Source organism: Gordonia prachuapensis, assembly GCF_036350515.1.
Classification (GTDB): domain Bacteria; phylum Actinomycetota; class Actinomycetes; order Mycobacteriales; family Mycobacteriaceae; genus Gordonia; species Gordonia prachuapensis.
In genome coordinates, this window is record NZ_JAZDUE010000004.1 from 186,712 (window position 1) to 213,003 (window position 26,292).

At 67.8% G+C, this 26,292-nt stretch carries 23 protein-coding genes; 18 read left to right on the forward strand and 5 right to left on the reverse strand.

Going from position 1 to position 26,292, the window contains the following annotated elements; all coding sequences use genetic code 11:
• Positions 1-11: 11 nt before the first annotated feature.
• Positions 12-1,118, forward strand: coding sequence for a dual-specificity RNA methyltransferase RlmN (gene rlmN / locus V1Y59_RS06545; RefSeq protein ID WP_330504015.1), 1,107 nt, complete (start codon positions 12-14; stop codon positions 1,116-1,118).
• 1 nt (position 1,119) lies between these two features.
• Here rlmN and V1Y59_RS06550 read toward each other — a convergent pair whose 3' ends face one another.
• On the reverse strand, positions 1,120-1,383 hold the full coding sequence (locus tag V1Y59_RS06550) for a DUF2631 domain-containing protein (protein WP_330504016.1): 264 nt from the start codon (positions 1,381-1,383) through the stop codon (positions 1,120-1,122).
• Positions 1,384-1,620: 237 nt separating this feature from the next.
• On the opposite strand from V1Y59_RS06550, the gene puuE reads away from it, so the two are divergent.
• From puuE to V1Y59_RS06580, 6 genes are all read left to right on the forward strand, one after another.
• On the forward strand, positions 1,621-2,577 hold the full coding sequence (puuE, locus tag V1Y59_RS06555; protein ID WP_330504017.1) for an allantoinase PuuE: 957 nt from the start codon (positions 1,621-1,623) through the stop codon (positions 2,575-2,577).
• Positions 2,578-2,696: 119 nt separating this feature from the next.
• Positions 2,697-3,872: a 1-deoxy-D-xylulose-5-phosphate reductoisomerase gene (dxr, locus tag V1Y59_RS06560; protein WP_330504018.1), complete on the forward strand. Its 1,176-nt coding sequence runs from the start codon at positions 2,697-2,699 to the stop codon at positions 3,870-3,872.
• Positions 3,869-5,095 (forward strand): M50 family metallopeptidase, encoded by a 1,227-nt coding sequence (locus tag V1Y59_RS06565; protein ID WP_330504019.1) that lies wholly within the window; start codon positions 3,869-3,871, stop codon positions 5,093-5,095. Before dxr ends, V1Y59_RS06565 begins: the two co-directional genes overlap by 4 nt.
• A 50-nt stretch (positions 5,096-5,145) precedes the next feature.
• Positions 5,146-6,330 carry a flavodoxin-dependent (E)-4-hydroxy-3-methylbut-2-enyl-diphosphate synthase gene (gene ispG / locus V1Y59_RS06570; protein ID WP_330504020.1) on the forward strand — a complete coding sequence of 395 codons (1,185 nt, stop codon included), beginning with the start codon at positions 5,146-5,148 and terminating at the stop codon, positions 6,328-6,330.
• 78 nt (positions 6,331-6,408) lie between these two features.
• A complete protein-coding gene (locus V1Y59_RS06575; protein WP_330432301.1) occupies positions 6,409-7,245 on the forward strand; it encodes a GNAT family N-acetyltransferase in 837 nt (278 codons plus the stop codon).
• 90 nt (positions 7,246-7,335) lie between these two features.
• Positions 7,336-9,171: a penicillin-binding transpeptidase domain-containing protein gene (locus tag V1Y59_RS06580; RefSeq protein ID WP_330432300.1), complete on the forward strand. Its 1,836-nt coding sequence runs from the start codon at positions 7,336-7,338 to the stop codon at positions 9,169-9,171.
• 234 nt (positions 9,172-9,405) lie between these two features.
• Here the strand turns inward: V1Y59_RS06580 and V1Y59_RS06585 are convergent, their stop codons facing one another.
• From V1Y59_RS06585 to V1Y59_RS06595, 3 genes are read right to left on the reverse strand one after another with little or no spacing between them, the layout of a single operon-like run.
• Positions 9,406-10,194 (reverse strand): heme ABC transporter ATP-binding protein, encoded by a 789-nt coding sequence (locus V1Y59_RS06585; protein WP_330504021.1) that lies wholly within the window; start codon positions 10,192-10,194, stop codon positions 9,406-9,408.
• A complete protein-coding gene (locus V1Y59_RS06590) occupies positions 10,191-11,279 on the reverse strand; it encodes a FecCD family ABC transporter permease (protein ID WP_330504022.1) in 1,089 nt (362 codons plus the stop codon). Before V1Y59_RS06590 ends, V1Y59_RS06585 begins: the two co-directional genes overlap by 4 nt.
• On the reverse strand, positions 11,276-12,259 hold the full coding sequence (locus V1Y59_RS06595; protein WP_330504127.1) for a heme/hemin ABC transporter substrate-binding protein: 984 nt from the start codon (positions 12,257-12,259) through the stop codon (positions 11,276-11,278). The genes V1Y59_RS06590 and V1Y59_RS06595 overlap by 4 nt, the downstream gene beginning before the upstream one ends.
• Before the next feature lie 318 nt (positions 12,260-12,577).
• On the opposite strand from V1Y59_RS06595, the gene map reads away from it, so the two are divergent.
• From map to V1Y59_RS06635, 8 genes are all read left to right on the forward strand, one after another.
• The gene (map, locus tag V1Y59_RS06600; RefSeq protein ID WP_330432297.1) at positions 12,578-13,441 is read left to right on the forward strand and encodes a type I methionyl aminopeptidase; all 864 of its coding nucleotides are present in this window, start codon (positions 12,578-12,580) and stop codon (positions 13,439-13,441) included.
• 25 nt (positions 13,442-13,466) lie between these two features.
• On the forward strand, positions 13,467-14,996 hold the full coding sequence (locus V1Y59_RS06605) for a cobyric acid synthase (RefSeq protein WP_330504023.1): 1,530 nt from the start codon (positions 13,467-13,469) through the stop codon (positions 14,994-14,996).
• Between the two features lie 58 nt (positions 14,997-15,054).
• Positions 15,055-15,879 carry an alpha/beta fold hydrolase gene (locus V1Y59_RS06610; protein WP_330504024.1) on the forward strand — a complete coding sequence of 275 codons (825 nt, stop codon included), beginning with the start codon at positions 15,055-15,057 and terminating at the stop codon, positions 15,877-15,879.
• A 132-nt stretch (positions 15,880-16,011) separates the two neighbouring features.
• Positions 16,012-17,007: a DUF6777 domain-containing protein gene (locus tag V1Y59_RS06615; protein WP_330504025.1), complete on the forward strand. Its 996-nt coding sequence runs from the start codon at positions 16,012-16,014 to the stop codon at positions 17,005-17,007.
• Between the two features lie 35 nt (positions 17,008-17,042).
• Complete coding sequence (locus V1Y59_RS06620) at positions 17,043-18,350, forward strand: trypsin-like peptidase domain-containing protein (RefSeq protein WP_330504026.1); 1,308 nt, start codon at positions 17,043-17,045, stop codon at positions 18,348-18,350.
• Between the two features lie 46 nt (positions 18,351-18,396).
• On the forward strand, positions 18,397-19,023 hold the full coding sequence (locus V1Y59_RS06625) for a response regulator transcription factor (RefSeq protein ID WP_330504027.1): 627 nt from the start codon (positions 18,397-18,399) through the stop codon (positions 19,021-19,023).
• 1 nt (position 19,024) lies between these two features.
• Positions 19,025-19,657 (forward strand): Pvc16 family protein, encoded by a 633-nt coding sequence (locus tag V1Y59_RS06630; RefSeq protein WP_330504028.1) that lies wholly within the window; start codon positions 19,025-19,027, stop codon positions 19,655-19,657.
• Positions 19,654-21,687, forward strand: a complete 2,034-nt coding sequence (locus V1Y59_RS06635; RefSeq protein ID WP_330504029.1) for an ATP-binding protein — start codon at positions 19,654-19,656, stop codon at positions 21,685-21,687. Before V1Y59_RS06630 ends, V1Y59_RS06635 begins: the two co-directional genes overlap by 4 nt.
• On the opposite strand, the gene V1Y59_RS06640 is transcribed toward V1Y59_RS06635, so the two are convergent.
• Positions 21,658-23,583: a zinc ribbon domain-containing protein gene (locus V1Y59_RS06640; RefSeq protein ID WP_330504030.1), complete on the reverse strand. Its 1,926-nt coding sequence runs from the start codon at positions 23,581-23,583 to the stop codon at positions 21,658-21,660. The genes V1Y59_RS06635 and V1Y59_RS06640 overlap by 30 nt on opposite strands.
• A 250-nt stretch (positions 23,584-23,833) precedes the next feature.
• On the opposite strand from V1Y59_RS06640, the gene V1Y59_RS06645 reads away from it, so the two are divergent.
• Genes V1Y59_RS06645 through V1Y59_RS06655 form a run of 3 tightly spaced genes read left to right on the forward strand, consistent with a single transcriptional unit; the run spans position 23,834 to position 26,292 of the window.
• Positions 23,834-25,366 carry a phage tail sheath family protein gene (locus V1Y59_RS06645; protein WP_330504031.1) on the forward strand — a complete coding sequence of 511 codons (1,533 nt, stop codon included), beginning with the start codon at positions 23,834-23,836 and terminating at the stop codon, positions 25,364-25,366.
• Positions 25,367-25,391: 25 nt separating this feature from the next.
• A complete protein-coding gene (locus V1Y59_RS06650) occupies positions 25,392-25,844 on the forward strand; it encodes a phage tail protein (protein ID WP_330504032.1) in 453 nt (150 codons plus the stop codon).
• Positions 25,837-26,292 carry a hypothetical protein gene (locus tag V1Y59_RS06655; protein ID WP_330504033.1) on the forward strand — a complete coding sequence of 152 codons (456 nt, stop codon included), beginning with the start codon at positions 25,837-25,839 and terminating at the stop codon, positions 26,290-26,292. The genes V1Y59_RS06650 and V1Y59_RS06655 overlap by 8 nt, the downstream gene beginning before the upstream one ends.

Consider the following 26,292-nt stretch of genomic DNA (forward strand, 5'->3'; position numbering starts at 1 on the left):
ACAATGTCGATATGGCCTCATTGCCACTCGTGTTCGACGCGCCCAAACGAGGGCGACCACCCACCCACTTCGCCGATCTCGATCACACTGCCCGGGTCGAGGCGGTGCAGGAACTCGGGTTGCCGAAGTTCCGGGCGAATCAGCTCGCACGGCAGTACTACGGACGCCTCAACAGTGATGTCGAGGAGATGAGCGATGTCCCCGCGTCATCGCGGGACGCCGTGGCCGGCAAACTGTTCCCCTCCCTGTTGACGCCTGTACGCCACATCGGCTGCGACGGCGGGGACACCCGCAAGACCCTGTGGCGACTCCACGACGGCACGCTGCTCGAGAGCGTGCTGATGCGGTATCCGGACCGCAACACGCTCTGCATCTCCAGCCAGGCCGGGTGCGGGATGGCGTGCCCCTTCTGCGCCACCGGCCAGGGCGGCCTCGATCGCAACCTGTCGACCGCCGAGATCGTCGACCAGGTACGCGCCGCCGCCAGGTCACTGCGCGACGGCGAATTCGGTCCACCCGGGCGGCTGTCGAACATCGTGTTCATGGGCATGGGGGAGCCGCTGGCCAACTACAAGCGCGTGGTCAGCGCGGTCCGGCAGATCACCTCACCGGTACCCGACGGGCTCGGCATCTCGGCGCGATCGGTGACGGTCTCCACGGTCGGGCTCGCACCATCCATTCGGCGCCTCGCCGACGAGGGCGTGGCCGTCACCCTCGCGGTGTCGTTGCACACGCCCGACGACGAACTCCGCGACACCTTGGTGCCGGTCAACAACCGATGGTCGGTGGCCGAGGTGCTCGAGGCGGCGCGCTACTATGCCGACACCACCGGCCGTCGGGTATCGATCGAATACGCCCTGATCCGTGACGTCAACGATCAGCCCTGGCGTGCGGACATGTTGGGGGAGAAGCTACGCCGCGCCCTCGGATCGTTGGTGCACGTGAACCTGATTCCGCTCAACCCGACCCCGGGTTCGGAATGGGACGCCAGTCCCAAGCCCGTCGAGCGGGAGTTCGTGCGCCGCGTGCGTGAGCAGGGCGTCTCGTGCACCGTCCGGGATACCCGCGGTCAGGAGATCGCCGCGGCGTGCGGTCAGCTCGCGGCCGAAGAGCGCTGAGTCAGCTCTTCCAGCGACCGCGCTTGGCAAAAGCGGGCTTGACCAGGAAGTAGACCAGCACCAGGGCGAATCCGATGAGGTAGAGGTCCTCCACGCGCCCGGTGTGGTTGCCGATCAGCATGCCCAGCAGAGCGATCACACAGAACCAGCCGGCGAACATGAACCCCTTGCGCGCGCTCTGATGCCAGCCGAAGCGGGCCGACGGCGCATCCGCGGGCTCGCGAACCCACCCGGTGTCGATCTGCTCAACCTCGGTGCTTGCCACGCTGGCTCCTCACTGTGCGTGCGGTGTTACCGGTGTCACGGGAAGTCTGACGGCCGGTAGTAGTTCGGGATCAGCATAACGTGGCGCACCCTGCGTGTGGCGTCGACCTCTCGGCGGGATGTCAGCCGGTCCGCGGATTGCTCGTCGAGAAGCGAGCCCATCGAGATCGCAGTAGTGCGCGGGTCGTCCCAACGACGGTGGTGAGCCGGGTGGTCGGATCGGTGACAGAATGCCGCCATGTCCGACACCGCGCACCGAACGCTGGCCGACTACCGCAGTGAGCACTACCCCCGCGACATGGTCGGGTACGGCGCGACACCACCCGACCCGCAGTGGCCCGGAGGCGCGAAGATCGCGGTGCAGTTCGTCCTCAACTACGAGGAGGGCTCGGAGAACAATGTGCTCGAGAACGACCGGGGGAGTGAGACCTTTCTCTCGGAGATGATCGGCGCGCAGTCATTCCCCAATCGGCACATGAGCATGGAATCGATCTACGAGTACGGCTCGCGCGCCGGCGTGTGGCGCATCCTGCGCACGTTCTCCCGGCGTGAGTTGCCGCTGACGATATTCGCCGTCGCACAGGCGATGGCGCGTAACCCGGAGGCCGCGGCTGCCTTCGTCGAACGCGGTGACGAGATCGCCTGCCACGGATACCGTTGGCTCAGTTACCAATTGGTTGATTCATACGTTGAACGCGAGCACATGCACGCGGCGATCGACCTGCTGACCGAGATCACCGGGCAACGCCCGCAGGGCTGGTACACCGGCCGGGATTCACCGAACACCCGGCGGCTCGTCGTCGAACAAGGCGGATTCCTCTACGACTCCGACAGCTACGCCGACGACCTCCCGTACTGGGTGAAGGTGCCGCGCGGCGACGACCAGGTCGATCACCTCGTGGTGCCGTACACCCTCGACACCAACGACATGCGGTTCGCCTCTCCCGGCGGATTCCCGTCGGGAGAGCAGTTCTTCGCGCACCTGCGCGACGCGTTCGACGTGCTCTACGCCGAAGGGGTGGCCGGCTCACCGAAGATGCTCTCGGTCGGCCTGCACTGCCGGCTCGTCGGGCGCCCGGCCCGCCTCGCCGCCCTGGAACGATTCCTCGACCACATCCAGTCCCACGACGACGTGTGGATCACCCGGCGCATCGACATCGCCGAACACTGGCGGACGGTCCATCCAGCCGGCTGACGACGGTCCGGCGGGCCCGATCGACGAGATCCTGGGGCACGGCCAACGGAGTGTGGGTGTCGGTCGATCGTGAGCTGGGGGATTTGAGGTCTACTCGGCGCAGGCGGGACAATGAGCCGGTGACGACGCGCGTACTCATCCTGGGATCGACGGGGTCGATCGGTGTCCAGGCGCTCGAGGTGATCGCCGAGCATCCCGATCGCTTCACGGCGGTCGGCCTCGGCGCCGGCGGCGGCAACGTCGGGCTGCTGCGTGAGCAGGCCAAAGCATTCGGCATCCCGGCCGGTGCGCTCGCGCTCGCCGACCCGGATGCGGCGCGCAGGCTGTCCGACGGCCTCGGGTCGACCGTGATCGGCGGACCCGACGCGATGTGCGACCTGATCGACACGGTCGAGGCCGATGTGATCCTCAATGCCGTCGTCGGTTCCATCGGACTGCGGCCCAGCCTCGCGGCGTTGCGGTCGGGTGCGCGGTTGGCGTTGGCCAACAAGGAGTCGCTGGTGGCCGGCGGATCCCTGGTCCTCGACGCGGCCGCGCCCGGGCAGATCGTGCCGGTCGACTCCGAACACTCGGCTCTCGCCCAGTGTCTACGCGGCGGCACACCCGACGAGGTCGACCGGCTGGTGCTCACCGCGTCGGGAGGACCGTTCCGCGGCTGGACGCGCGATGCCCTGGACGACGTCACCCCGGAGCAGGCCGGTCGCCACCCCACCTGGTCGATGGGCCCGATGATCACGCTCAACTCGGCGACACTCGTGAACAAGGCGCTCGAGGTGATCGAGGCGCATCTGCTGTTCGGCGTCGACTACGACCGCATCGACGTCACCGTGCATCCGCAGTCGATCGTGCACTCGATGGTGACCTTCGTCGACGGCGCCACCATCGCCAAGGCGTCACCCCCGTCGATGAAACTGCCGATCGCGCTGGCGCTCGGGTGGCCCGACCGCGTCCCGGGCTCGTCGTCGGCGTGCGACTTCTCGACGGCATCCGCGTGGACATTCGAGCCGGTGGACAACGACGTGTTCCCGGCCATCGAGCTCGCGCGCGCCGCCGGTCGGGCCGGCGGTTCGTCGACCGCGGTCTACAACGCCGCCAACGAGGCGGCCGCCGCGGGTTTCTTCGCCGGCGCGATCCGCTTTCCCCGCATCGTCGAGATCATCGGCGAGGTGCTCGGCGAGGCAGATCAGTGGCGGGCCGAGCCAGGTACTGTGGATGACGTCTTGGCCGCCGACCGGTGGGCACGCGAGCGCGCAACGCGGCTGGTGGCGGCAATTTCGGATGGAGTGAGTCAGTGAGTTTCGCGCTGGGCGTGGTGCTGTTCGCCGCGGCGTTGCTGCTGTCGGTGGCCTGGCACGAGTGCGGTCACATGTGGGCGGCGCAGGCGACCGGCATGAAGGTCCGGCGCTACTTCGTCGGCTTCGGTCCGACTGTGTGGTCGACGCGCCGAGGCGAGACCGAGTACGGCCTCAAAGCCCTGCCGCTGGGTGGCTTCTGCGACATCGCCGGCATGACGCCCTACGACGAGATCGCCGACGCCGACCGCCCACGTGCGATGTACCTGCAGAAGCCGTGGAAGCGGCTGGTCGTCCTATTCGCCGGTCCGGCGCAGAACTTCATCCTCGGATTCGTGCTCGTCATCGTGGTGGGTGCGATCTGGGGGTTGCCCAACATCAGCCAGGACCCGGTGCCGGCGACCGTCGCACAGACCAGTTGTGTGCCGTCGTCCACCACATATTCGGACTCCGCCGAGCCGGTGTCGGCCCCATGCTCGGGAACCGGCCCCGCGGGTGCCGCCGGACTGCAGCCCGGCGACACGATCGTCGCCGTCAACGGGCAGTCGGTGTCGGACTTCTCCGAGGTCTCGCCGCTCATCGGGCAGGGGACCGGTCCGGTTGATCTCACCGTGCAACGCGGCGGCGAGCAACTGAACTTCACCATCACGCCGGAACCGTCCACCGTCGTCGTCAACAGCGCAGGCGAGACCACCACCGAACAGACCGCCAAGGTCGGCATCACCTTCGACCCGCCGCCGTCGATCACCCACTACGACGGTCTGGCCGTGATCCCCGGCGCGTTCGCGTTCACCGGTGACCTGTTCGTGGCGACCTGGGACGCGCTGCTGTCGCTGCCGTCGAAGGTGAGCGCCCTGTGGACCGCCGTCACCGGCGGTGAGCGGGCCGCGGACACCCCGGTCAGCGTCTACGGCGCGTCGGTGATGGGCGGACAGGCCGCGGAACGCGGTGCGTGGAGCATCTTCCTGATGCTGCTGATCAGCATCAACTTCTTCCTCGGCTTGTTCAACCTGGTGCCGCTATTACCGTTGGATGGTGGGCACATGGCCATCGTCGGCTACGAGAAGGCTCGCAACACCGTTCGCGGGTGGTTCGGCCGGGCCGCAGGCGGTCCCGTCGACTACCTGAAGCTCATGCCGATCACCTACGCGGTGGTCGTCGTGATGGGCGGGTTCATGGTGCTCACGCTGACCGCCGACATCGTCAATCCGATCAAGATCTTCTGATTGCCAACGAACTTCACACCCACAGCTTCCGATCACACGAGGTGAACGAGATGAACGCCCCAACGTCGCCTGACGCGATCCCGGTCGGGCTCGGCATGCCGGCTCCGCCGGCGCCGGTGCTGGCACCGCGACGCACAACCCGCCAGATCCAGGTCGGCCCGGTCGGGGTGGGCAGCGACCACCCCATCTCGGTGCAGTCGATGACCACCACCAAGACCCACGACATCAACGCCACCCTGCAGCAGATCGCCGAGCTGACCGCGTCGGGCTGCGACATCGTGCGTGTCGCCTGCCCGCGTCCCGAGGATGCCGAGGCGCTGCCGATCATCGCGAAGAAGTCGAAGATCCCGGTGATCGCCGACATCCATTTCCAGCCGAAGTACATCTTCGCCGCGATCGACGCCGGCTGTGCGGCGGTACGCGTCAACCCCGGCAACATCAAGGAGTTCGACGGCCGCGTCAAGGAGGTCGCGCAGGCTGCCGGTGCGGCCGGGATCCCCATCCGCATCGGTGTCAACGCCGGATCGCTGGACAAGCGGATCATGCAGAAGTACGGCAAGGCCACCCCGGAAGCCCTCGTGGAGTCCGCGCTGTGGGAGGCGGGCCTGTTCGAGGAGCACGGCTTCGGCGACATCAAGATCTCGGTCAAGCACAACGACCCGGTCATCATGGTCGAGGCGTATCGGCAGCTGGCCGCCCAGTGCGACTACCCCCTGCACCTGGGTGTGACCGAGGCCGGACCTTCGTTCCAGGGCACGATCAAGTCGGCGGTCGCGTTCGGCTCGCTGTTGGCCGACGGGATCGGCGACACCATCCGCGTGTCGCTGTCGGCGCCGCCGGCGGAGGAGATCAAGGTCGGCGACGCCATCCTGCAGTCCCTGAACCTGCGCCCACGCAAGCTGGAGATCGTGTCCTGCCCGTCGTGCGGTCGCGCCCAGGTCGACGTCTACAAGCTGGCCGACGCCGTCACCGCAGGACTCGAGGGCATGGAGGTGCCGCTGCGGGTCGCCGTGATGGGATGCGTGGTGAACGGACCGGGTGAGGCCCGCGAGGCCGACCTCGGTGTCGCATCCGGCAACGGCAAGGGACAGATCTTCGTCAAGGGTGAGGTCATCAAGACCGTTCCCGAAGCGGAGATCGTCGAGACCTTGATCGACGAAGCGCTGCGAATTGCAGGAGAATCGGGTGACACTGGTGACAGGGAAGCGGGTCCGCCGGTGGTCACGGTCAGCTGATCGTGTCGCCTGCGGCCACCGTCGACGGTTGAGAGGCCGTGTGACGCATCCCGCCCGAGGACGGCAGAGGGAGCGGTGGTGCTGAAGCTACTGGGTGATCGCCCGCTGGGCGCACGGGATGCGCCGGTGGTCGAGCATGTGCTGTCGTCGGACCCGGTGGCGATGTGCATGGTCGCAGCCCGCTTCGAGTCGCACGGCATCAACCCACGCCTGCTCGGTGGTGAACTGTGGACCACCGACGACCCGACCACATCCCTGTGTTTCTCCGGCGCCAACCTCATCCCGCTGCTCGGGTCCATCGCCGACATGGACGCGTTCGCCGACCGGGCCGCCGCCGCGCCCCGCGTGTGTTCGTCGATCGTCGGCCGCGCCGAGATGGTGCTGGCGTTCTGGGATCGGGTCGGCGCGTGTTGGGGCCCGGCGCGGGAGGTCCGCGACAGCCAGCCGCTGATGGCGCTCACCGGGGCACCGCTCGTCGCCCCCGACCCCCTCGTACGCCTGGTCACCCTCGACGACCTCGATGCCTACCTGCCCGCGGCAATCGACATGTTCATCGGGGAGGTCGGCGTCGACCCGTGCGCCGGTGACGGCGGCCGCTCCTATCGTCGCCGCCTGGCATCGCTGATCACCGCACAACGGGTGTTCGCGCGGTTCGACGGCGGTGAGGTGGTGTTCAAGGCGGAGATCGGCTCCCTGTCGCGGCGGGTCGGGCAGATCCAGGGCGTGTGGGTGGCGCCGCATCGTCGCGGCGAAGGACTCGGAGCAGCGGGCACCGCTGCCGTCGCCGCAGGAATCATCGGGCTTGGCCGAACACCCAGTCTGTACGTCAACAGCTTCAACCTCCCCGCACGGGAGATCTACCGGAAAGTCGGGTTCAGCGAGATCGCGACATTCGCCACCGTTCTGGTCGACTGAACGGGGTCTCGACACCGTCCGAGCCTGACCAGGAGATCTTGCCGCGTGGCGCCGGGGTTTTCGAGGTCTCCGCCCATATGATCGACATCAATGTTGCGGATGAGTCGACGTGCGGTCAGTGTTGCGTGTGTGACGGTGAGCGCTGCGCTGACCGTGGGTGTGGCCGGATGCGCCACCGTCGACGACGGGCCTCGGCAGGCGGTCGAGCAATTCCTCGCCGCCTATGGGGCCGGTGACATCGCCGGGGCAGCCGCACTCACCGACAACCCGCAGCAGGCGCAGGATGGTCTCGGCGCCGCGTGGGAAGGGCTGTCCGCGGAGGATCTCACCGCGAGTACCGGCAAGGCGCGCGTCACCGGTGACACCGCCGACATCGACGTCACCTACCACTGGGACCTGCCCCGCGACCGCGAGTGGAGCTACCCGGCCCGGGTGAAGATGGTCCGGTCGGACGCCGGTTGGGCGGTGCGATGGACATCAACCGACATACATCCGGATCTCGGCGCCAATCAACGACTTTCCCTGCAGATCGTGGAGGCACCGCGCGCGACCGTGAACGAGTCCGACGGCTCGGAGGTTCTGGTCAACGGCACCGTCGTCGGCATCAACTTCGATGCGGCCGAGGCTGCGGCGAACGGTTCGGTCGCCGACTCGGTCACCCGCCTCGTCTCCGCGTTGCGCCCGTTCGTGCCGTCGCTGTCCGCGCAGAAGATTGCCGAAGAGTCCACCGCCGGTGGCGGACAGTATCCGATCACACGCCTGTCCCAGCGCGACTTCGACCGGCTGCGTGACCAATTGGCCATCCCCGGTGTCGTGCACAACCAGCAGGCCGAACTGGTCGCGAAGAACCCCGATTTCGCTCCCGCGTTGCTCACCGAGGTCAAGAAGGTCGTCGACACCGAGGTCGACGGGCGCGTCGGCTGGCGGGTGGTGACGGTCAACCCGAACGGACTCGACGCCGACGTCCTCGCCGATCACGCCCCCGACCCGGCACCCGCGATCTCCCTCAGCCTGTCGCGGCGAGTCCAGAACGCCGCGCAGCGTGCTGTCGACGCCACCAACCGTTTCCAGGTCGCCATGGTCGTGCTGCAGCCATCGACGGGACGCGTCCTCGCCGTCGCCCAGAACAAGGCCGCCGATCGCGACGGCCCGATCGCGACGACGGGACTCTATCCGCCGGGCTCGACGTTCAAGATGGTCACCGCGGCGTCGGCGATCAGCCGGGACCTCGCGCACCCCGGATCGATGGTTCCCTGCCCCGGAGAGATCGAGATCGGGCCGCGCCGGATCCCCAACTACAACGGGTTCTCGCTGGGCACCGTCACGATGCAGAAGGCGTTCGCGAGTTCGTGCAACACGACCTTCGCCTTCCTCGCGAGCAAGATGGGGCCGTCGGACCTTGCCCACACCGCCGCGGCGATGGGCGTGGGTCAGCAATACGACATCGCAGGGCTCGACGTGGTGTCCGGGTCGGTGCCGATCGCGCCGGAACTCGTCGCCCGCACCGAGGACGGATTCGGGCAGGGCAAGGTCCTGGTGAGCCCCTTCGGCCTCGCAACGGTCGCCGCGACAGTGGCCAACAACGGCAAAGCCCCTGTGCCGCAACTGATCCTCGGTAAGCCGACCACGGTGGAGGGGCCGCAGCCGTCGCTGGACCCGGCAGTCGTCGCAGAACTGCGCCCGATGATGCGTGAAGTGGTCACGCAGGGCACGGCCACGGTCATCGACGGTCAGGGCGAAGTTCTCGGCAAGACCGGTGAGGCCGAGTTCGCGGGCGGATCACACGCCTGGTTCGCCGGCTACCGTGGTGACCTGGCGTTCGCGACCCTGGTCGTGCGCGGCGGCGACTCGAACAACGCGGTCGGCGTCACGCGCGACTTCTTCGCCGGGCTGCCTCCGGGGTATGCGGTCCGCGCTCGGTCCTGAGCGGTCGTGGTCGGGGTCGCGGTCGGGGTCGGGGGATCTCGATACGGCTCCTCGCTGCCGCTCGTCGTCCTACTCGATCAACGGAGGGGACGGTTCGCCTCCACGATCAGCGAGTGAGAAGCCGCGAGTGTTCACAACCGCTGGTCGAGTAGCCGCGATGTCGTCCCAACCGCTGGTCGAGTAGCCGCGAACGAAGTGAGTGGCGTATCGAGACCCCTTGCGCGCATACCGCTCTCACGTCCGCCGCGGCACGATGATCGGCTGCCCGGACTCGGGGTGATCCCAGATCTCGACCGGATGGTCGTAGGTTCTCGACAACAGGTCGGCCGTCATCACCTCGCGGGTGGGGCCGTGGGCGAGGAGGTGCCCGTCCTTCATGAGTGCGACCCGGTCGGCGTAGGCGGCCGCCAGCGACAGGTCATGCACGACCAACAGGATTGCGGCCCCGTCGTCGCGGGCGGCGCGCAGGATGTCGAGCACCGACTCCTGGTGGTGGATGTCGAGTGCGGCGGTCGGCTCGTCGAGCAGCATCACCGGGGTCTGCTGGGCGAGGGCCCGCGCGATCGACACCCGCGCCTGTTGGCCACCGGAGAGCTGTGCGAAGGGGCGGTCGGTGATGTCATGCAGATCGCAGGCCCGGATGGCGTCGTCGATGATCTCCGGCGACCGCACCGCGGCCGGTGTGCGCAACCACGGGAACCGACCCATCTCGACGACCTCGATCACCGAGAACGGGGTGTCGGTCCGATTGTGCTGGGTGACGAACGATCGCAGCCGCGCGAGTTGCCGCGACGATGTCTTCGACACGGCATGCTCGCCGATGCGCACGGTCCCGGCGTCGGGCTCGCGTAGTCCCGCCAGAACGGACAGCAGGGTGGACTTCCCGCAACCGTTGGGGCCGACGAGTGCGAGCAGGCTGCCCGGCTCGACCTGCAGCGAGACGTCGCGGACCACATCTCGCCCACCCAGGTTCACGGTGATGTTCTCGGCGGTGACGCCCAGGCGTTCGGACACGGCGGTCACCAGCCGGCCCCTGCCCGTCGGCTGCGGCGGAGCAGCAGGAAGAACACCGGTCCGCCGATGAGGGAGGTGAACATGCCCAGCGGGAGGTCGGCGTCGCCGAGCATCGTGCGCGCGGCGAGATCGGCGGCGGTGATCACGAGTGCGCCGCCGACGACGCTCGCAGGCAACAGGATCGCGTGGCGCGGGCCGACGATGAGACGGAGGACGTGCGGCACGACCAGTCCGACGAACATGATGATTCCGGAGAACGCGACGGCGGCGCCAGTGAGGATCGACACCAGGACGATCACCTGTCGACGTACGACCTCGACGTTGACGCCCAGCGACGCGGCCTGGATCTCGCCCAATGCGAGCAGATCGAGCTTGTGCGCGAGCACCAGCGACGCCGCGATCGCCGCCACGATCAACGGAGCTGCGACCCACACCTCGTTCCAGGTGGTGCCCGCCAGGGAGCCCAGCTGCCAGAAGACGATCTGCTCGCGTGCGGCCGTGGAGGCGACGAATGTCAGATAGGCGATGATGCCGAGCGTGAACGCGTTCACGGCGATCCCGGTGAGGACCAACATGATCGCCGACGTCGAACCGTCGCGCAGCGACAAGACGTACACCGACGCCGCGGTGAACAACGCGAACACGAACGCCGCGCCGGCCAGTGCCCAGTCACTGTCGAAGCTGCCGCCGAGCACGATCATCAGACACGCTCCGACGGCTGCGCCCGACGAGACGCCGATGATGCCGGGTTCGGCGAGTGGATTGGCCAGCACGCCCTGCAACAGGCAGCCGCCGGCGCCGAGAGCGGCACCCACCAGCAACCCCAACACGATTCGCGGGAATCGCACGTTCCACAACGCGGCCTCGCCGTTGGGGTGTGACGGCAGTGGGCCGATCTCGATGTGGAAGTGGTGCGCCAGACTGCCGAGCACCTCGAGCGGTGGCACCCCGACTCGACCCATTCCGGCCGAGATCACCACCAGCGCGGCTGTCGACAGGAGTAGCGCGGTCAGGACGAGAACGCTGCGGGTGCGGTGCTTGGCGCGGTGTTCGGCGGCGAGCGTCGCGGACCGCTGGGTCGTGGGTGCGCTCATACGTAGATCGCCTGCGCCAGGGAGCCGAGTACCTCGCCGACGTCCGGCCCGAACGCGAGGATCTTGGTCTCGTCCATCTGGACGACTCGTCCGTGCCTGCCCGCATCGGTCTCGGCGATACCCGGAAGTGCGAGCACGCCGTCGAGGCCGCCGACGGTGTCCGCGCCCTGGGTCATCACCAGGATCACGTTGGGGTCGGCCGCGATCATCGCCTCGGCGCTGACGGCGGTGAACGCACCCGTCAGGTCCGCCTCGGCGCCCGCGTCACGGCCACCGAGATTCTCGATGAGGTCGTCGGCCCCCGATCCCGGACCGGCCAGCAAGATCAGGTTGCGGCCGCGGATGTACACGAACGCCATGACCGGTTCCCCGGACGGCGAGGGCACCAACTCCCGTGCGTCGGCGACCTGACGGTCGGTGCGTTCGACGAGTCGCTCGCCCTCCTCGGGCACGCCGAGGGCTTCGGCGACCGACCGCATCAACGCGTCGTTCGTCTCGAGGTTGCGTGTGCCGGGGAATGCCACGACGGGGATGCCCGAGTCGGCGATCTGGTCGACCGCGGCGTCCGGCACGGTGTTTTCGTTGACGAGCAGCACTGTCGGCGCCAGCGCCAGCACGGCCTCGGCGTTGAGGCTGTGCCCGCGGTTGGTGACCACCGGCAACCCGACCGCGGACGGGAACGCCGTCGATGTGTCGCGGCCGACCACGTTGGGTCCGAGACCGAGTGCGAAGACGATGGTGCCGAGAGTGCCGTTGATGTCGACGGCGATGATCCGGCTCGCGTCGGTCACGGTGACCGGGCCGCGGCCCACCGAGTCGACGGTCACCGGCAACGTGGGTGTCGGGTCGTCGGCGACGGGTTCGACGTCGCGTTGGGGCAGTTCGGCGGTCTGCGGCCCTTCGCGCAGGTTGGCGGTGGGTGCCATCGACGGCGCCGGCTGCTCGATGGGTTCGACGAAGCAGGCCGAGGCGAGGGTCATGACCGCCACGAGCACGGCCGCGACAAGGGGCCGGCGTTTCTTGATCGGGGTCACGCGGCGCCCTTCGTGGCTCGTCGCTTGCGCTCCTCGCACCTCAGGGAGCGGGGGTGGCTCGCGCGCTCCTCGCACCTCAGGGAGCGGGGGTGGTTCCCCCACCTGGTCCCTGAGGAGCCCGCGAGGAACGAGCGTGCGTCACGAAGGGCCACGTTTCCTCCCGTCCCGCTGAGCAGACCCGACTTTAGTCTCACCTTAGTTCGCGGCCACCGGGCCACACCGGCCCGCCTCCGGCCCGCGACCCGAGTCGATAAGCTGGACGGCATGACTGTTCGCGCTGCCCTGCGGCCCGGCACCCTCTCGCCGACCCGCCCCGTCCCGGATTCGATCGAGCGGCCGGAGTACGCGTGGCGGGACACGGTCAACGAAGGACACGAACCGTGGGTGCAGACGCCGGAGACCATCGAGAAGATGCGGGTCGCCGGCAAGATCGCGGCGAACGCGCTGGCCGAGGCCGGCAAAGCGGTCGCACCCGGTGTGACCACCGACGAACTCGACCGGATCGCGCACGAGTACATGATCGACCACGGCGCGTACCCGTCGACCCTGGGCTACAAGGGGTTTCCCAAGTCGTGCTGCACGTCGTTGAACGAGGTGATCTGCCACGGCATCCCGGACTCCACGGTCGTCTCCGACGGGGACATCGTCAACATCGACGTCACCGCCTACATCGACGGTGTGCATGGGGACACCAACGCGACCTTCCTGGCCGGTGATGTGTCCGCCGAGGCCACCGACCTCGTCGAACGGACCCGGGTCGCCACCGAGCGCGCCATCAAGGCGGTGAAGCCGGGACGTGAACTCAACGTCATCGGCCGGGTCATCGAGTCATATGCGAACCGGTTCGGCTACAACGTGGTCCGCGACTTCACCGGCCACGGGATCGGTGAGACCTTCCACAACGGGCTGGTGATCCTGCACTACGACGAACCCAACGTCGACACGGTCATCGAGCCCGGCATGGTGTTCACCATCGAACCGATGATCAATCTCGGCGGGCTCGGCTACGAGATCTGGGACGACGGCTGGACGGTTGTCACCAACGACCGGAAGTGGACCGCCCAGTTCGAACACACTCTCGTGGTGACCGACGACGGCGCGGAGATCCTGACCCTGCCCGACCGGTGACGGCGGTCTCCCCGGTGCACCACGCGTGAACGGCGCGCTCCTGGTCGGCGGCACCAGCTCGGATGCCGGTAAAAGCCTCATCGTGGCCGGCTTGTGCCGCCTGCTCCACCGCCGCGGGGTCCGGGTGGCGCCGTTCAAGGCGCAGAACATGTCGAACAACTCCGCGGTCACCCTCGACGGCGGCGAGATCGGCCGCGCGCAGGCGCTGCAGGCCTACGCGTGCGGGCTGGAGCCGTCCACCCGATTCAACCCGGTGCTACTCAAACCCGGCAGCGATCGCCGCTCCCACATCGTGGTCCGCGGGCAGCCGGTGGGCGAGGCGGGGGCCCGCGATTATCACGAGTGGCGTGGCCGTTTGGCCGGCATTGTCACCGACGAGCTGGCATCGCTGCGGACCGAGTTCGACGTGGTGATCTGCGAGGGCGCCGGGTCGGTGGCCGAGATCAACCTGCGGGCGACGGACCTCGCCAACATGGGCCTGGCCCGGGCGGCTGCCATGCCTGTCCTACTGGTCAGCGACATCGACCGCGGCGGATCGCTGGCGCATCTGTTCGGTTCGACCGCGGTGCTCGACGAGGCAGACCAGCGGTTGATCGCCGGGTACGTCATCAACAAGTTCCGGGGCGACCCGTCGATCCTGGCGCCCGGCCTCGACATGCTGCACCGGCTCACGGGCCGGCCGACACTCGGCGTCGTCCCGTTCAGCGACGAGCTCTGGATCGATGCCGAGGACTCGCTGTCGACGCCGGTCGGCCGCCGCGTCGGGCCGTCTGAGGACGCCGACACCAGCAGGCCGACGGTGCGGCTGTCGGTGGCCGCGATCCGGCTGCCGCGGGTGTCGAACACCACCGATGTCGAGGCGTTGGGCTGCGAGCCGGGTGTCGACGTCACCTGGGTGGACGACCCGGCGGCTGTTCGGGCCGCCGATCTCGTCGTGCTGCCGGGTACGCGCGCGACGGTGTCCGACCTCGCCTGGCTGCGTGCCCGCGGCATCGATGCGGCATTGATCGAACGTGCCCGTAGCGGGCGGCCCGTCATCGGCGTCTGCGGTGGCTTCCAGATGCTCGGTCGGCGCATCGACGACCCGGTCGAATCCCGGATCGGCCCGGTCGATGCGCTCGGGCTGCTCGACGTCGACATCGTCTTCGACCCGAACAAAGTGCTCCGACAGGTGTCCGGTACCGGCATGGGTCATTCGATCAGCGGCTATGAGATTCACCACGGCCGCATCGGGCGGTCGGGGGAGCAGCCATGGATCGAGGATGCCGTCCACGGTCCGGAGGGCGCCGTTCGCGGCGCAGTGCGCGGAACACACTGGCACGGGCTGCTGTCGTCGGACGCCTTTCGTCGAAAACTGCTGCGTGAAATGGCTGTCGAGGCAGGGAAACCGGGTTTTGTCGTGTCCGAGACGACGTCGGTGGACGAGACCCGCAACGCCCAGGTGGACCTGATCGCCGACCTCGTGGGTGAGCACCTCGACGTGCCAGCGATCGAGGCGCTCATCGCGCGGGGTGCCGACCCGCGGGCACCGGTCATCACGCATTCGGTCGGCTGAGAGCACCAGCGGCACAGGGTGCCGACCGGGGGCGAAGATTCTCGCCTATCCTGGGCCCGTGGACACGCAACAGCGCGCCGTTCAGCTCGGCGAGCACACTTTCGACATCCGGATCAGCGGCCCCGAGGACGGAAAATGGGTGTTGCTGCTGCACGGCTTCCCTGTCAACGGGACCTGCTATGACAAGGTCGTTCCCCGTCTCCACGAAAGTGGATTGCGCACAATTGTTTTCGACCAGCGCGGGTACAGCCCCGGTGCCCGGCCGGACGGCGTGGACGCGTACGCGCTCAACCTGCTGGTCGATGACGCGATCGGCGTGCTCGACAGTCTGCACGTGCAGTACGCGATGCTGGTCGGACACGATTGGGGTGGCATCGTCGCCTGGCACCTCGCGGGCAAGCATCCCGACCGGTTCACCGGCCTGGTGGCGGCGAGTACCGGTCACCCCTCGGCGATGCGTGACGCCCTCGACTCCACCGACCAGCGGGAACGTTCGCTGTACATCAAGGACTTCATCGCCGACGACGCGGAACAGAAGCTGCTGGCCGACGACGGTGCGGCGCTGCTCGCCACCGGGATCACCGCCGACGAACTGGCTCCGCTGACCGAGCCGGGGGCGCTCACCGGCCCGCTGAACTGGTACCGGGCCAACTTCACCGGCAAGATCGCCGAGAAGTTGGCCTGCCCGCCGGTCGAGATCCCGACGACGATGGTGTGGGGTGACGGTGACGAGGCACTCGGCCGTGAGCAGGCTCAGCTGAGTGGACGGTACGCGTACTCGGACTTCCGGTATTGCGAACTGCCCGGCATCGGTCACTGGATTCCCCAGCAGGCCAGTGCCGCACTGGCATCGGAGATCGCGCTGCGCTCCACGGTGTTCTGACCGAGGCGACGATCCGTCGCCGACTGTCATCCGTTCGACGTACGGGGCAGCGGGAATTGGGGTAGTAGGGCACGCCAAGTGACGTAGTCGCCTACGCGTGTCGGACGTCACCACACCGGCCACCCTTGATACATGAACGTGCCGGCAGATCGCACCGTACCCATCCGGGTGACAACGTGGGGAGCCGCGGCGATCACCGCCGTCGCGACGGTTGCCGTCGCGGGCTGTACGAAGGATCTCGAGCCCGAGTCCAGCCAGGTCGTCCTCCAGGCCGCATCGTCGCAGGGTGACTCGCCGTGGACCGAATCGGTCGCCGAACCCGTCGACATGTCGAAAGTGGTCACGCTCGACGCCAAGGTGACGGGTCCGGCCGGGCAGGCGACGGCGGCCGACGGCACCATGGTGGGTCTGTACGGTGGAACAGCCGACCAGACTGCCTGTGACGCACCGCAACTCACCTCCTTCCTCGCTGCGGACCCGGCCAAGGCGGCCGCGTGGCAGAGCGTCCTCGGTGTCACCGACATCTCGGCGTACATCGCGTCGTTGCGTCCCGTCGTCCTCATGCGGGACACGCTCGTCACCGACCACGGCTACCAGGACGGCAGTCCCACCGAGTTCGACGCACTGCTGCAGAAGGGCACCGCCGTGTTCGTCGACACCGCATGGGTGCCGCGCGTTCGCTGTGCCAGTGGCAGCCCGCTGACGCCGTCGGACGTCGAGCTCGCCGAGGCCGACTACACCGGGGACCAGTGGCCGGAGATGCAGGAACGCGAGGTGGTGTCGCCGCCGGCGCCGCACACCGGTTCGTCATCGGCGCACTCGTCGGAGCCCGTCACCTCGTCGAATGCCCCCGAACCGCCTGGCCGCCCTGTGGATGAGTCGCCGGCTGGCGATCAAGATGATGCGGAAGGCTCCCCAATGCCCGGCGGCGACGAGCAGCCGCCCGGTGACGGCGGGACCGACACCGGGGGAGGCGGTCCCTATGAGGTTCCGCCGGAACCGGCGCAACCGGGCGTGGGGGGCGAGGGCGCGGGTAACCAGGGTGGGCTGCCCGACCCACAGTTTGCCGACGATCCGGTTGTCTACCCCGACGACCCGGTCATCTACCCCGACGGCACCTTTCAGTGACTCCGGGCGAGCCATCTCGACAGAACGGAACAGTCATGAGGTCAACGCATCATTCGTCGTCCCGCGTGGGTGTTGCCGCGCTCGCCGCACTCATGGCCGCGGGCGCGGTGGTGTCTACCGCGCCGACCGCGACCGCCGATACGCCGCCCGACGACTCGCCGGCCACTCGCGCAGCCGCCGTCATCCGGCCCTCGATCGTGTACCTCGAGAGCAACGTGCCGGACGTATCGACTTCCCGCTGTACGGGTTTCGTCGTCAATCCGGACGGATACATCGCCACCGCCGGTCACTGTGTCGACCCTGATCACGTCGCCTATGGGCAGTCGGCACTCGACTCCGGCAACCGCACCCTCGACCGGATCGAGGCGACCGGTCTACATGTGTCCGTTCTCGGTGCCGGCCAGTCCGGTGAAGACGTGAAACCGGTACCGGCTCGCGTGGTCGATGTCCGGCCGATGAGACAGGGTGATGTTGCGCTGCTCAAGGTTCCGCTTTCCAACCTGCCGTCCTCCGAGTTGTCCACCGCCGAACCGGAGGTGGGCACCCCGGTGCAGTCCATCGGATATCCGGCATCGACCGAGTCGGTGACCGACTACAGCCTCGAACCCACCGCGAAGAGTGGGACGGTGAGCGCCCTCAAGACGCTCGGCACCGCGCCCGTGATCGAGGTGAGCGCCGCGATGTCGCCGGGTATGAGCGGCGGTCCGACGATCACCGACGACGGAAAAGTGCTCGGGGTGAACAGCTTTCGCCCCTCGGGTGAGCCGGGAGCGTTCAACTACGTGTCCGCGGTGACCGAGCTCCGGGAGATGATGAAGAACAACGGCGTCACCTCCGAGCTGTCACCGGCGGACGGAGCGTACCGCGAGGGGCTGGGCGCGTATTACGCGGGCGACTACGACGACGCCATCAAGAACTTCGACAATTCGATCGCGTTGTCGCCGGGGTACCCGAACGCCTTCCCGAAGCGCACCGAGGCGGTTCGTCGTCGCGAGGCGGCCGGCGAGGGCTACGGCTCCGGCAATCTCATGTCGGTGATCCTGATCGCCGGCGGAGTGCTCGTCGGTCTCGCGTTGGTCGGCTGGCTCGCGTACTACCTCTACACACACCGAGGGAACCGCGCCCGCAACGATGTCCCGCCCGACGTGCTGCCCGCAGGTTCCTACCCTGCACCGCAGGCACACTCGGTCGGGGCGGGAGGCCAGGTGCCGCCCCCGCCTCCCACCTCCGGCGGCGCCGTGACGACGAGTCCGCCTGCGGCCGGCGCCCGATGTGACAACTGCGGGTTCGAGCTGCCCCCGGGACAGGCCTTCTGTGGACGCTGCGGCAAACGCCAGGAGTAGCCGCACGTACCCAGACCACGCATGTGAACGTTGGGAGACAGAGATCATGCAATGCAGAACAACCACATATGTGTACTCGAATGATCCGGTCCTGCAGGCCGGGGTCGCCAGTCAACTGAATCTGCGTCCCGAGGTGGTGGTCGTCAGCGATGCCGCGTTGGACACCGCCGAGGTCGCGGTCGTCGTTGCCGACCAGCTCGACGATCTGGTGAAGAAGAATCTGAAGGCGCTGCAACGCAACGGCGTACCCCGGACCATGTTGGTCCTCGGCACCATCGACGAGAGCACCGTGGTCGCGGCTGCCGAGGCCGGGGTCAGCGGTCTGGTCCGCCGCACCGACGCCACCGCCGACGTTCTGGTCCGGCAGATCCGGCATGTCGCCGACGGGGGTGGCGTCGTCCCCACCGATCTCGTCGGCAGCCTCCTCGGACAGGTCGGCCGCCTGCAACGACAGGTGCTGTCGCCGCGCGGACTACATTTCTCCGGTCTCACCGACCGCGAGATCGACGTGCTGCGACTGGTTTCCGAGGGCTACGACACCGCCGCGATCGCGAAGACGTTGTGCTACAGCGAGCGGACGGTGAAGAACGTGCTGCACGATGTGACCACCCGGCTGCAGTTGCGCAACCGATCACACGCCGTGGCCTACGCCCTGCGTGAAGGGCTGATCTGAGGTGATCGACGAGATCGATGCCGCACTCCGGTCGATCGTCGTCGACGACGCGCTGGGCGGCGCCGCGGTCGATGTGTCGTTCGACGCGCCGACCAAGGACTGGGCGAGCAAGCGGAGCGGTCCGACGATCTGTGCCTACCTCTACGACATCCGCGAAGATGTCCGCAGGCGCGAAACCGGTTTCGTCAACGAGTATCACGAGGGAAGGACGACGGCGCGGCACAGTCCACCCCGCTACTTCCGGTTGTCGTATCTGGTCGCCGCCTGGACCCAGCGTCCCGAGGACGAGCACGGTCTGCTGGCGTTGTTGCTGCGCAGTCTCGTCAACCACCCGGTGATCCCGGCGGAGCGGCTGGGGCCGTCCCTGCGCGACGTCGCGTTACCGGTCACGATGACGGTGGCCTTGCCACCATCGGACGACCGTTCGTTCGCCGACGTGTGGAGTGCTCTCGGTGGCGAACTCAAGCCGTCGATCGATGTTGTCGTCTGCGCCCCGCTGCCCATCGCCCGGACGCAACCGGTGGGTCCGCCGGTCCGGACACCGGTGCTGCATTCGGTCGAGCTGGGGAGCGACCGCGACGCCGAGGTGCGTCGTCGAGCACGGATCGTGGAGCACCCGACGGAACCGGCATGAACGACAACCTGTGGTATCTGCGAGCTCGAATCGAGCTGGTGGAAGACCGGATTCGTGAGGTGGTCGGCTTCCGGCGAAGCGTGGACCCCACCCCGGACGATCCGTTTCGCGGTCTGTACATCGGTGACGCCACCGTCGACGCACTCCTGGAGCCCCAGGCTGACCCGCCGGTCCAAAGCGGCGCACGTGTGTCGGTCGAGTCGGGTGCGGATGCACGCGAGGGTGCCGGCGCCGACCTGCGACTGCGCCGGCTCGCACGTACCGGCGGCCTCTCGGAGCTGGATGTGGAGTTGTTGCTCATCTGTGCGTTGCCGGAGATCGACGCCCGGTGGGAACGGCTCTACGGCTACCTGAACGATGACGTCTCCCGTCGCCGCGCGTCCCCTGACCTCGCTTTCGCCCTGTCCGGCCGATCATCGTGGGAGGGGAGTGCGCGTTCGCGTCTGGCGCCCAGCGCACCGCTGGTGGATCTGGGCCTCGTGGTCGTCGACGACACCGATCGTCCCTTCCTCACCCGGACCCTGCGGGTACCGGATCGCGTCGTCGATCACCTCCTCGGTGAGGACGGACCGGATCCTCTGCTCGTCGACGTCGTGACCGACCCCGGTCGGTTCGACGGGGAGACCGCGGAGCAGGTCGCGCGTGCGTTGCGGTGCCACGCCGACCTCGTCTATGTGCGCGACGACCACGGGGGCAACGGGAGTGCCGCGGCGGCAGCCGCCATCGACGCGACCGGTCGACCCGCGGTGACCGTGGATCTGCGGCGACTCCCGCAGGACGGACTCGGCCCGGTTCTCGCGGCAGTCCGCCGTGAGGCGGTGTTGCGTGAGGCGGTCATCGTCTTGGACGGCGTGCACGAGAGGCCCGACGGTTTGCGCCGGTCTCGCTTGTTCGCCGGGCCGGCGCCGCTGGTGGTGGTGGGGCGCGGCCCGTGGGAGCCGGAACTGGCCGATCGGTTGCCGTTGACGGTGAATGCATCGCCGGTCTCGACGCGAGATCGCCTGGGGGTGTGGCTCACCCATGTCACGGTCGAGTCGACCGACGTCGAGATGGATGCCCTCGCGGTCTATGCGTTGACACCCGAGCAGATCGGGCGAGCGGTCGACACCGCCCGGCGGGCAGTCGCGGTCGACGTCGGCGGACTGCGGGTCGATCACCTCTTGGAGGGGGCCCGCATGCTGAACTCGGCCGGGCTGCAACGCCTGGCTCGCCGCGTCACACCGGAGGTGGACTGGTCGGATCTGGTGCTGCCGGAGGCGACCGTCGACAGGTTGCGAGAACTCGCGGGCCGTGCACGATTCCGGCGGCAGGTTCTGGGGGACTGGCGGATGCGTCGGGGTGGTGCCCGCGGGCAGGGTGTCATCGCACTGTTCGCCGGCGATTCCGGTACGGGAAAGACGATGGCGGCCGAGGTGCTCGCGGGTGCCCTCGGACTCGATCTCTACACCGTCGATCTCGCATCGGTCGTCTCGAAATGGATCGGGGAGACCGAAAAGAACCTCGACCGGATCTTCGCCGAAGCGGAATCGGTCAACGGTGTGCTGCTCTTCGACGAGGCAGATGCCCTGTTCGGCAAACGGAGTGAGGTCCGCGACGCGCAGGATCGTTACGCGAACGTCGAAACCGCTTACCTCCTGCAGCGTCTCGAAGCGTTCCGGGGACTCGCCATCCTGACCACGAACCTGCGGGCCAACCTCGACGACGCCTTCACCCGTCGCCTCGATGCGGTGATCGAGTTCCCACGCCCGGACGAGGACGCACGGCGGGAACTCTGGCGCCACAGCCTGGCGGCGCCTGTCCCGTGCGCGCCCTCGCTCGACATCGACCTGTGTGCGCGAACATTCGCGATGTCCGGCGGCAACATCCGCTCCGCCGCGGTGACGGCCGCATACCGGGCGGCCGCGGAGTCCCGCGCGGTCACCACCGACGACCTCGTTCACGGCGTCGAGCAGGAGTACCGGAAGATGGGGCGGCTGATCGGTCCGGAGTTCGCGGAGTTCTCAACGGCGTCGGATGCACAGTCCGCCTAGGAAACCGAGTGCTGCGCCGACCACGACCAACACCGCGCCGTACATGGGTCCACCGGTCCCGAACCTCTGCGTGAGGTACACCATGTATCCGACGAACCCGAGAGCCATTGCGATGGCCGCGGTCTGCGTCGGCTTCCCGGTCCGGGCGAACACCCCGAGGGCCATCGCCCCGGCCAGCACCAGCACCGCCAGACGGGCGATCGGCTGGGTCAGGGCCACCTCGTCGATCTGTTCTGTGCCCGGTTGCGACTGTGCCACAGGCAGTTTGTCGATGAGATAGTCAGGAAGAGTGACCGCCCACGGCGCGAATGCACCTGCGGCCGCGACCAGTGCGCCCAACAACGTGAGCACGACCCGCACGATCGGCAACCAGTCGGACGTGCGCTGGGCGAAGGTGCCCTCGCAGGTGACGGTGGACCGGCCGTCGGTGGCCGTGAACGACAACGGACGTTCGGCGGCCTCGCCGGGGTCCGGTGGATCCGCGGACACCGTCACATCCGCCCACACCGACCGACGCGGCGGAACGTCCACGGTGGGTGGTCGGATCGTCAACCTCGCCGCGGCTTCCGGGTCCGAACCGGCCAGATGAGCCCGGAGCCACTGGTCTGACGACGAATTGTCGACGATGAGTTTGCTGCGGCCCGTGGCCGAGTTGCGCACACTGATCTTGCTGGGGTGCAGCCGCAAGGTCGTCGTGGTGATCGCCGGCGGCGAGGTGGACAGGGCCAGTGTTCCGGTGGTCTCCACCTCGTCGATCTCATCGGATGCAAGAACCGTGAACGGATAGGAGACGTCCTCGCCGGCCGCGGGCGCGTCGGCCTCGACGGTGAGCGACAGCGTCGCGATCTTCCCTGCGGCGACCCGGATCTGCGAGGTGGGAAACCGGAACGCCACTTTCGATTCTGCGTCGCGGCCACCCACGGTCAATGTCCGGTCGGCGGCACCGCGTCGGTTGTCGACCACGAGGGTCAGGTCGGCCATCGTGAAATCGCGGACCCGCAGCACGCTGGGTTCGAGGCGGAGCTCGACCGGAACGTACTCCGGTGCCGCCGAACGTTGTTGGGTGACGGCCACCGAGGTCTCGGATTCGTCGTCGCCGGCGGTGGCCGTGACGGTCAGGACGCGCTCCATCCGGCTGCCGAAGTCGATGGTCGGGAGCTCGAAGGTGAGGGTTGCGGACACCGTCTGAGCCGGCGGTATATCGAGCTGTCGGGGCTCGATGACGAAGTCGACGACTCCTTCCGGGTCCGACGCCGTCAGCACCACCGACTGAGGGTGGTTCGCGGCCGAGTTGTCCACCGTGAGACGCGCGGTCCCACGGACCTCGTCCGTCAACCGAACGATCGACGGATGGGCCTCGAGCGTCACCGGACGGCCGAATCGCGGCACGGTGACCTCGATGGTGGCGGTCGTCGTCTTGCGGTCGTCGGTGAGGGAACGGATCTCGAGTGCGACCGCGACGGTCTGGGCATCCGGGGACGTCCCCTCGGTGATGCCGAAGGCGATCGGCACCATCGCGTCGGTGTGGGGAAGCAGACGGATCTCCTCGTGGGTCACCGTCAACCAGTCGGGTGCAGCCGGGACATGCACCGCGTAGCCGTCCACGATCGGCGACGGGTTGTACATGTGCAGCGACATCGGCGCCGCTGCAGCCGGATCGAGCACCACCGACGTCTGGTCCGGTTCCACGGTGGGTGCGATCACCCGACTCACGTCGGTGGCGCCCGGCGACGGTACGGTTGCGGGCCGCGCCGACGCACGTCCCGACGGCGCGGCCGCCGAGCCCCGCGTGCTCTTCGGGGCACTGGACCACCCGAAGTACCCGTCACACTCGGTGCAGAACTGTGTCCCGGGCGGATTCGCGGTTCCGCATGATTCGCAGATGATGTCGCTCACCACAGCCTCGTTTCGCCTACAGAGGTGTCGGATCAACTGTGACAGCTCATCCATCGGGGACCAATCGCTTTGGGGCCCAGATGTACTGCCCGAACGGGCAGACCGCACCTCGGCGGCCACCTCTGCTCCCGATGCCCGAAAGGGAACCCGGAACTGCCCTCGCCTCCGGCCGAAGGCACGTTCTCACAAAGAGTTCGAGCGAAGAAGATCGAGGCAATCACCGGTTCACGAGGCGAGTCAGGAGCATCCCATGCCTTCATATCTGTCACCGGGCGTCTACGTCGAAGAAGTCGATTCGGGTTCCCGGCCCATCGAGGGCGTCGGCACCGCGGTCGCGGCATTCGTCGGTCTCGCCGAGAAGGGGCCGTTCGACAGTCCCACCCTGGTCGCCAACTGGACACAGTTCACCTCGACCTTCGGTGGGTTCATGGCGAACACGTCGCTGGCGCAGGCGGTGTTCGCGTACTTCCAGAACGGCGGTGGGAACTGCTACATCGTGCGCATCGGCCAGGACGGCAGCGGGTCGTCGAACGGCTCACCACGCCGGTCGATCGAGCCGGCAGCAGCGCAAGCCGAGATCGGCAACCTGAAAGCCGTTGCGCTCGAGTCGGGATCAGCCGACGGGCACTTGTCGGTGGAGGTCGCCGAACCCGACGAGGGCGCTCCCGAGGGCAGCGTGAAGCTGGTCGTGAAGCGGGGTGACGAAGTGGTCGAGACGCACACCGGCACGGTCGGTGGTCGCGGACAGCACAACCTGAAAACGGTCGTCGCCAACGACTCCACACTGATCAAGATCGAGGTCGTCTCCGGGCATAGCGGTGGTGAACTGGTGGCGGGCCAATCGGCGGCCCTGGTCGCTCCCGCACCCACCGCGGAGGTGCCGTCCACCCTGTCGTCGGAGGACTACGTCGGCAAGGTCGAAAACCGGACGGGCTTCTCCGGTCTGGAGGCCATCGACGACATCACCATGGTCGCCATCCCGGACCTCATGACCGCCTACGCCCAGAAGGCCGTCGACCTCGACACCGTCAAGCAGGTCCAACTGGCCATGATCGCGCACTGCGAGCTCATGGGCGATCGCATGGCGATCCTGGACACACCCCCGGGACTCAACGCTCAGCAGGTGAAGCAATGGCGAACCGAGACCGCCGGGTACGACTCGAAGTACGCCGCGATGTACTGGCCCTGGGTCGGCGTCGGCAAGGGCGAGTACCTCCCGCCGTCCGGGTTCATGGCCGGCATCTGGGGACGCAACGACGACACCCGCGGGGTACACAAGGCGCCCGCCAACGAAGTGGTCCGCGGCGCCGTCGAGATCGAGACACAGATCACCCGCAACGAACACGACATGCTCAACCCGTCCGGGATCAACTGCATCCGTGCGTTTCCCGGCCGCGGCATCCGCGTCTGGGGAGCGCGCACCCTGTCCTCCGATCCGTCCTGGCGATATCTGAACATCCGTCGGTTGTTCAACTACCTGGAGGAGTCGATCCTGGACGGGACGAACTGGGTCGTGTTCGAACCGAACGACCCCGCACTCTGGGCTCGATTGCGGCGCACCATCAGCGCCTTCCTCACCAATGAATGGCGCCGGGGCGCCCTGTTCGGCCTCACACCCGACGAGGCGTTCTTCGTCAAGTGCGACGCGGAGACCAACCCCGCCGAAGGCATCGACGCAGGCGAAGTGGTGTGCCAGATCGGTGTCGCGCCGGTGAAACCCGCCGAGTTCGTGATCTTCCGGCTCTCCCAGTACTCCGGCGGCACCAGCCTCGTCGCCGAATGACCACCCGAGAAAGTGAAGTGACACCATGGGACTACCCGAATTCGACAGCAGCGTCGGCCATTCGTTCGGCCTCGAGTTCGACGGCATCCAGATCAAGTCGATCACCGAGGTCAACGGCCTCAAGATGGAGCAGGACGTCATCGAGTACAAGTCGAACACGGCGGCCGACGGAAAATACTCGATCAAGAAGCTGCCCGGCCGATGGAAGGCCGGCGAGGTGACGCTGACCCGGCCCCTCACCGACGACAACAGCTTCGACAAATGGATCAAGGACTCTCAACTCGGGAAGATGGGCGACGTCCGCAAGGGCGGGGCGATCGTCGTCTACGACTACGAGGGCAGCGCCGTCAAGAGGTACAAGGTGACCAACGCATGGCCGAAGAGCCTGGAGGTCAACACGATGAAGGCCGGAGACACCAGCGTGCTCACCGAGAAGCTGGTGCTGACCTACGAGCGCCTCGAGGTCGACAGTGCGTAGGACCCACGGTGGCGCAGCCGTTCTCGACGACGCGGCCGTCGCGGACGGCGACCGGGCCGGCGGCGGAGGCGGAAGTCCGACCCTGGCCACGGAGTTCGACTTCGTCCTTCCACGCGGATACGTCGACGCCGCGGGCGGGTTACACCAGAGCGGAACCATGCGGTTGGCCACCGCGCGTGACGAACTCGTGTCGCAGCGAGACGACCGGGTCCGGGAGAACCCGGGATACCTGTCGGTGGTGCTCATCAGCCGGGTGGTCACACGACTGGGCACCGTCGACGACGTACATGCAGGCGTGGTGGAGTCGATGTTCGCCTCCGACCTCGCCTTTCTCCAGGATCTGTATCGACGGGTGAACCAGGAGGGCCACACCCGCGCCGGGGTCGTCTGCCCACACTGCACCGGCGAGTTCGCCGTCGACCTCTCCGGTGGGCGCCTGGGGGAATAG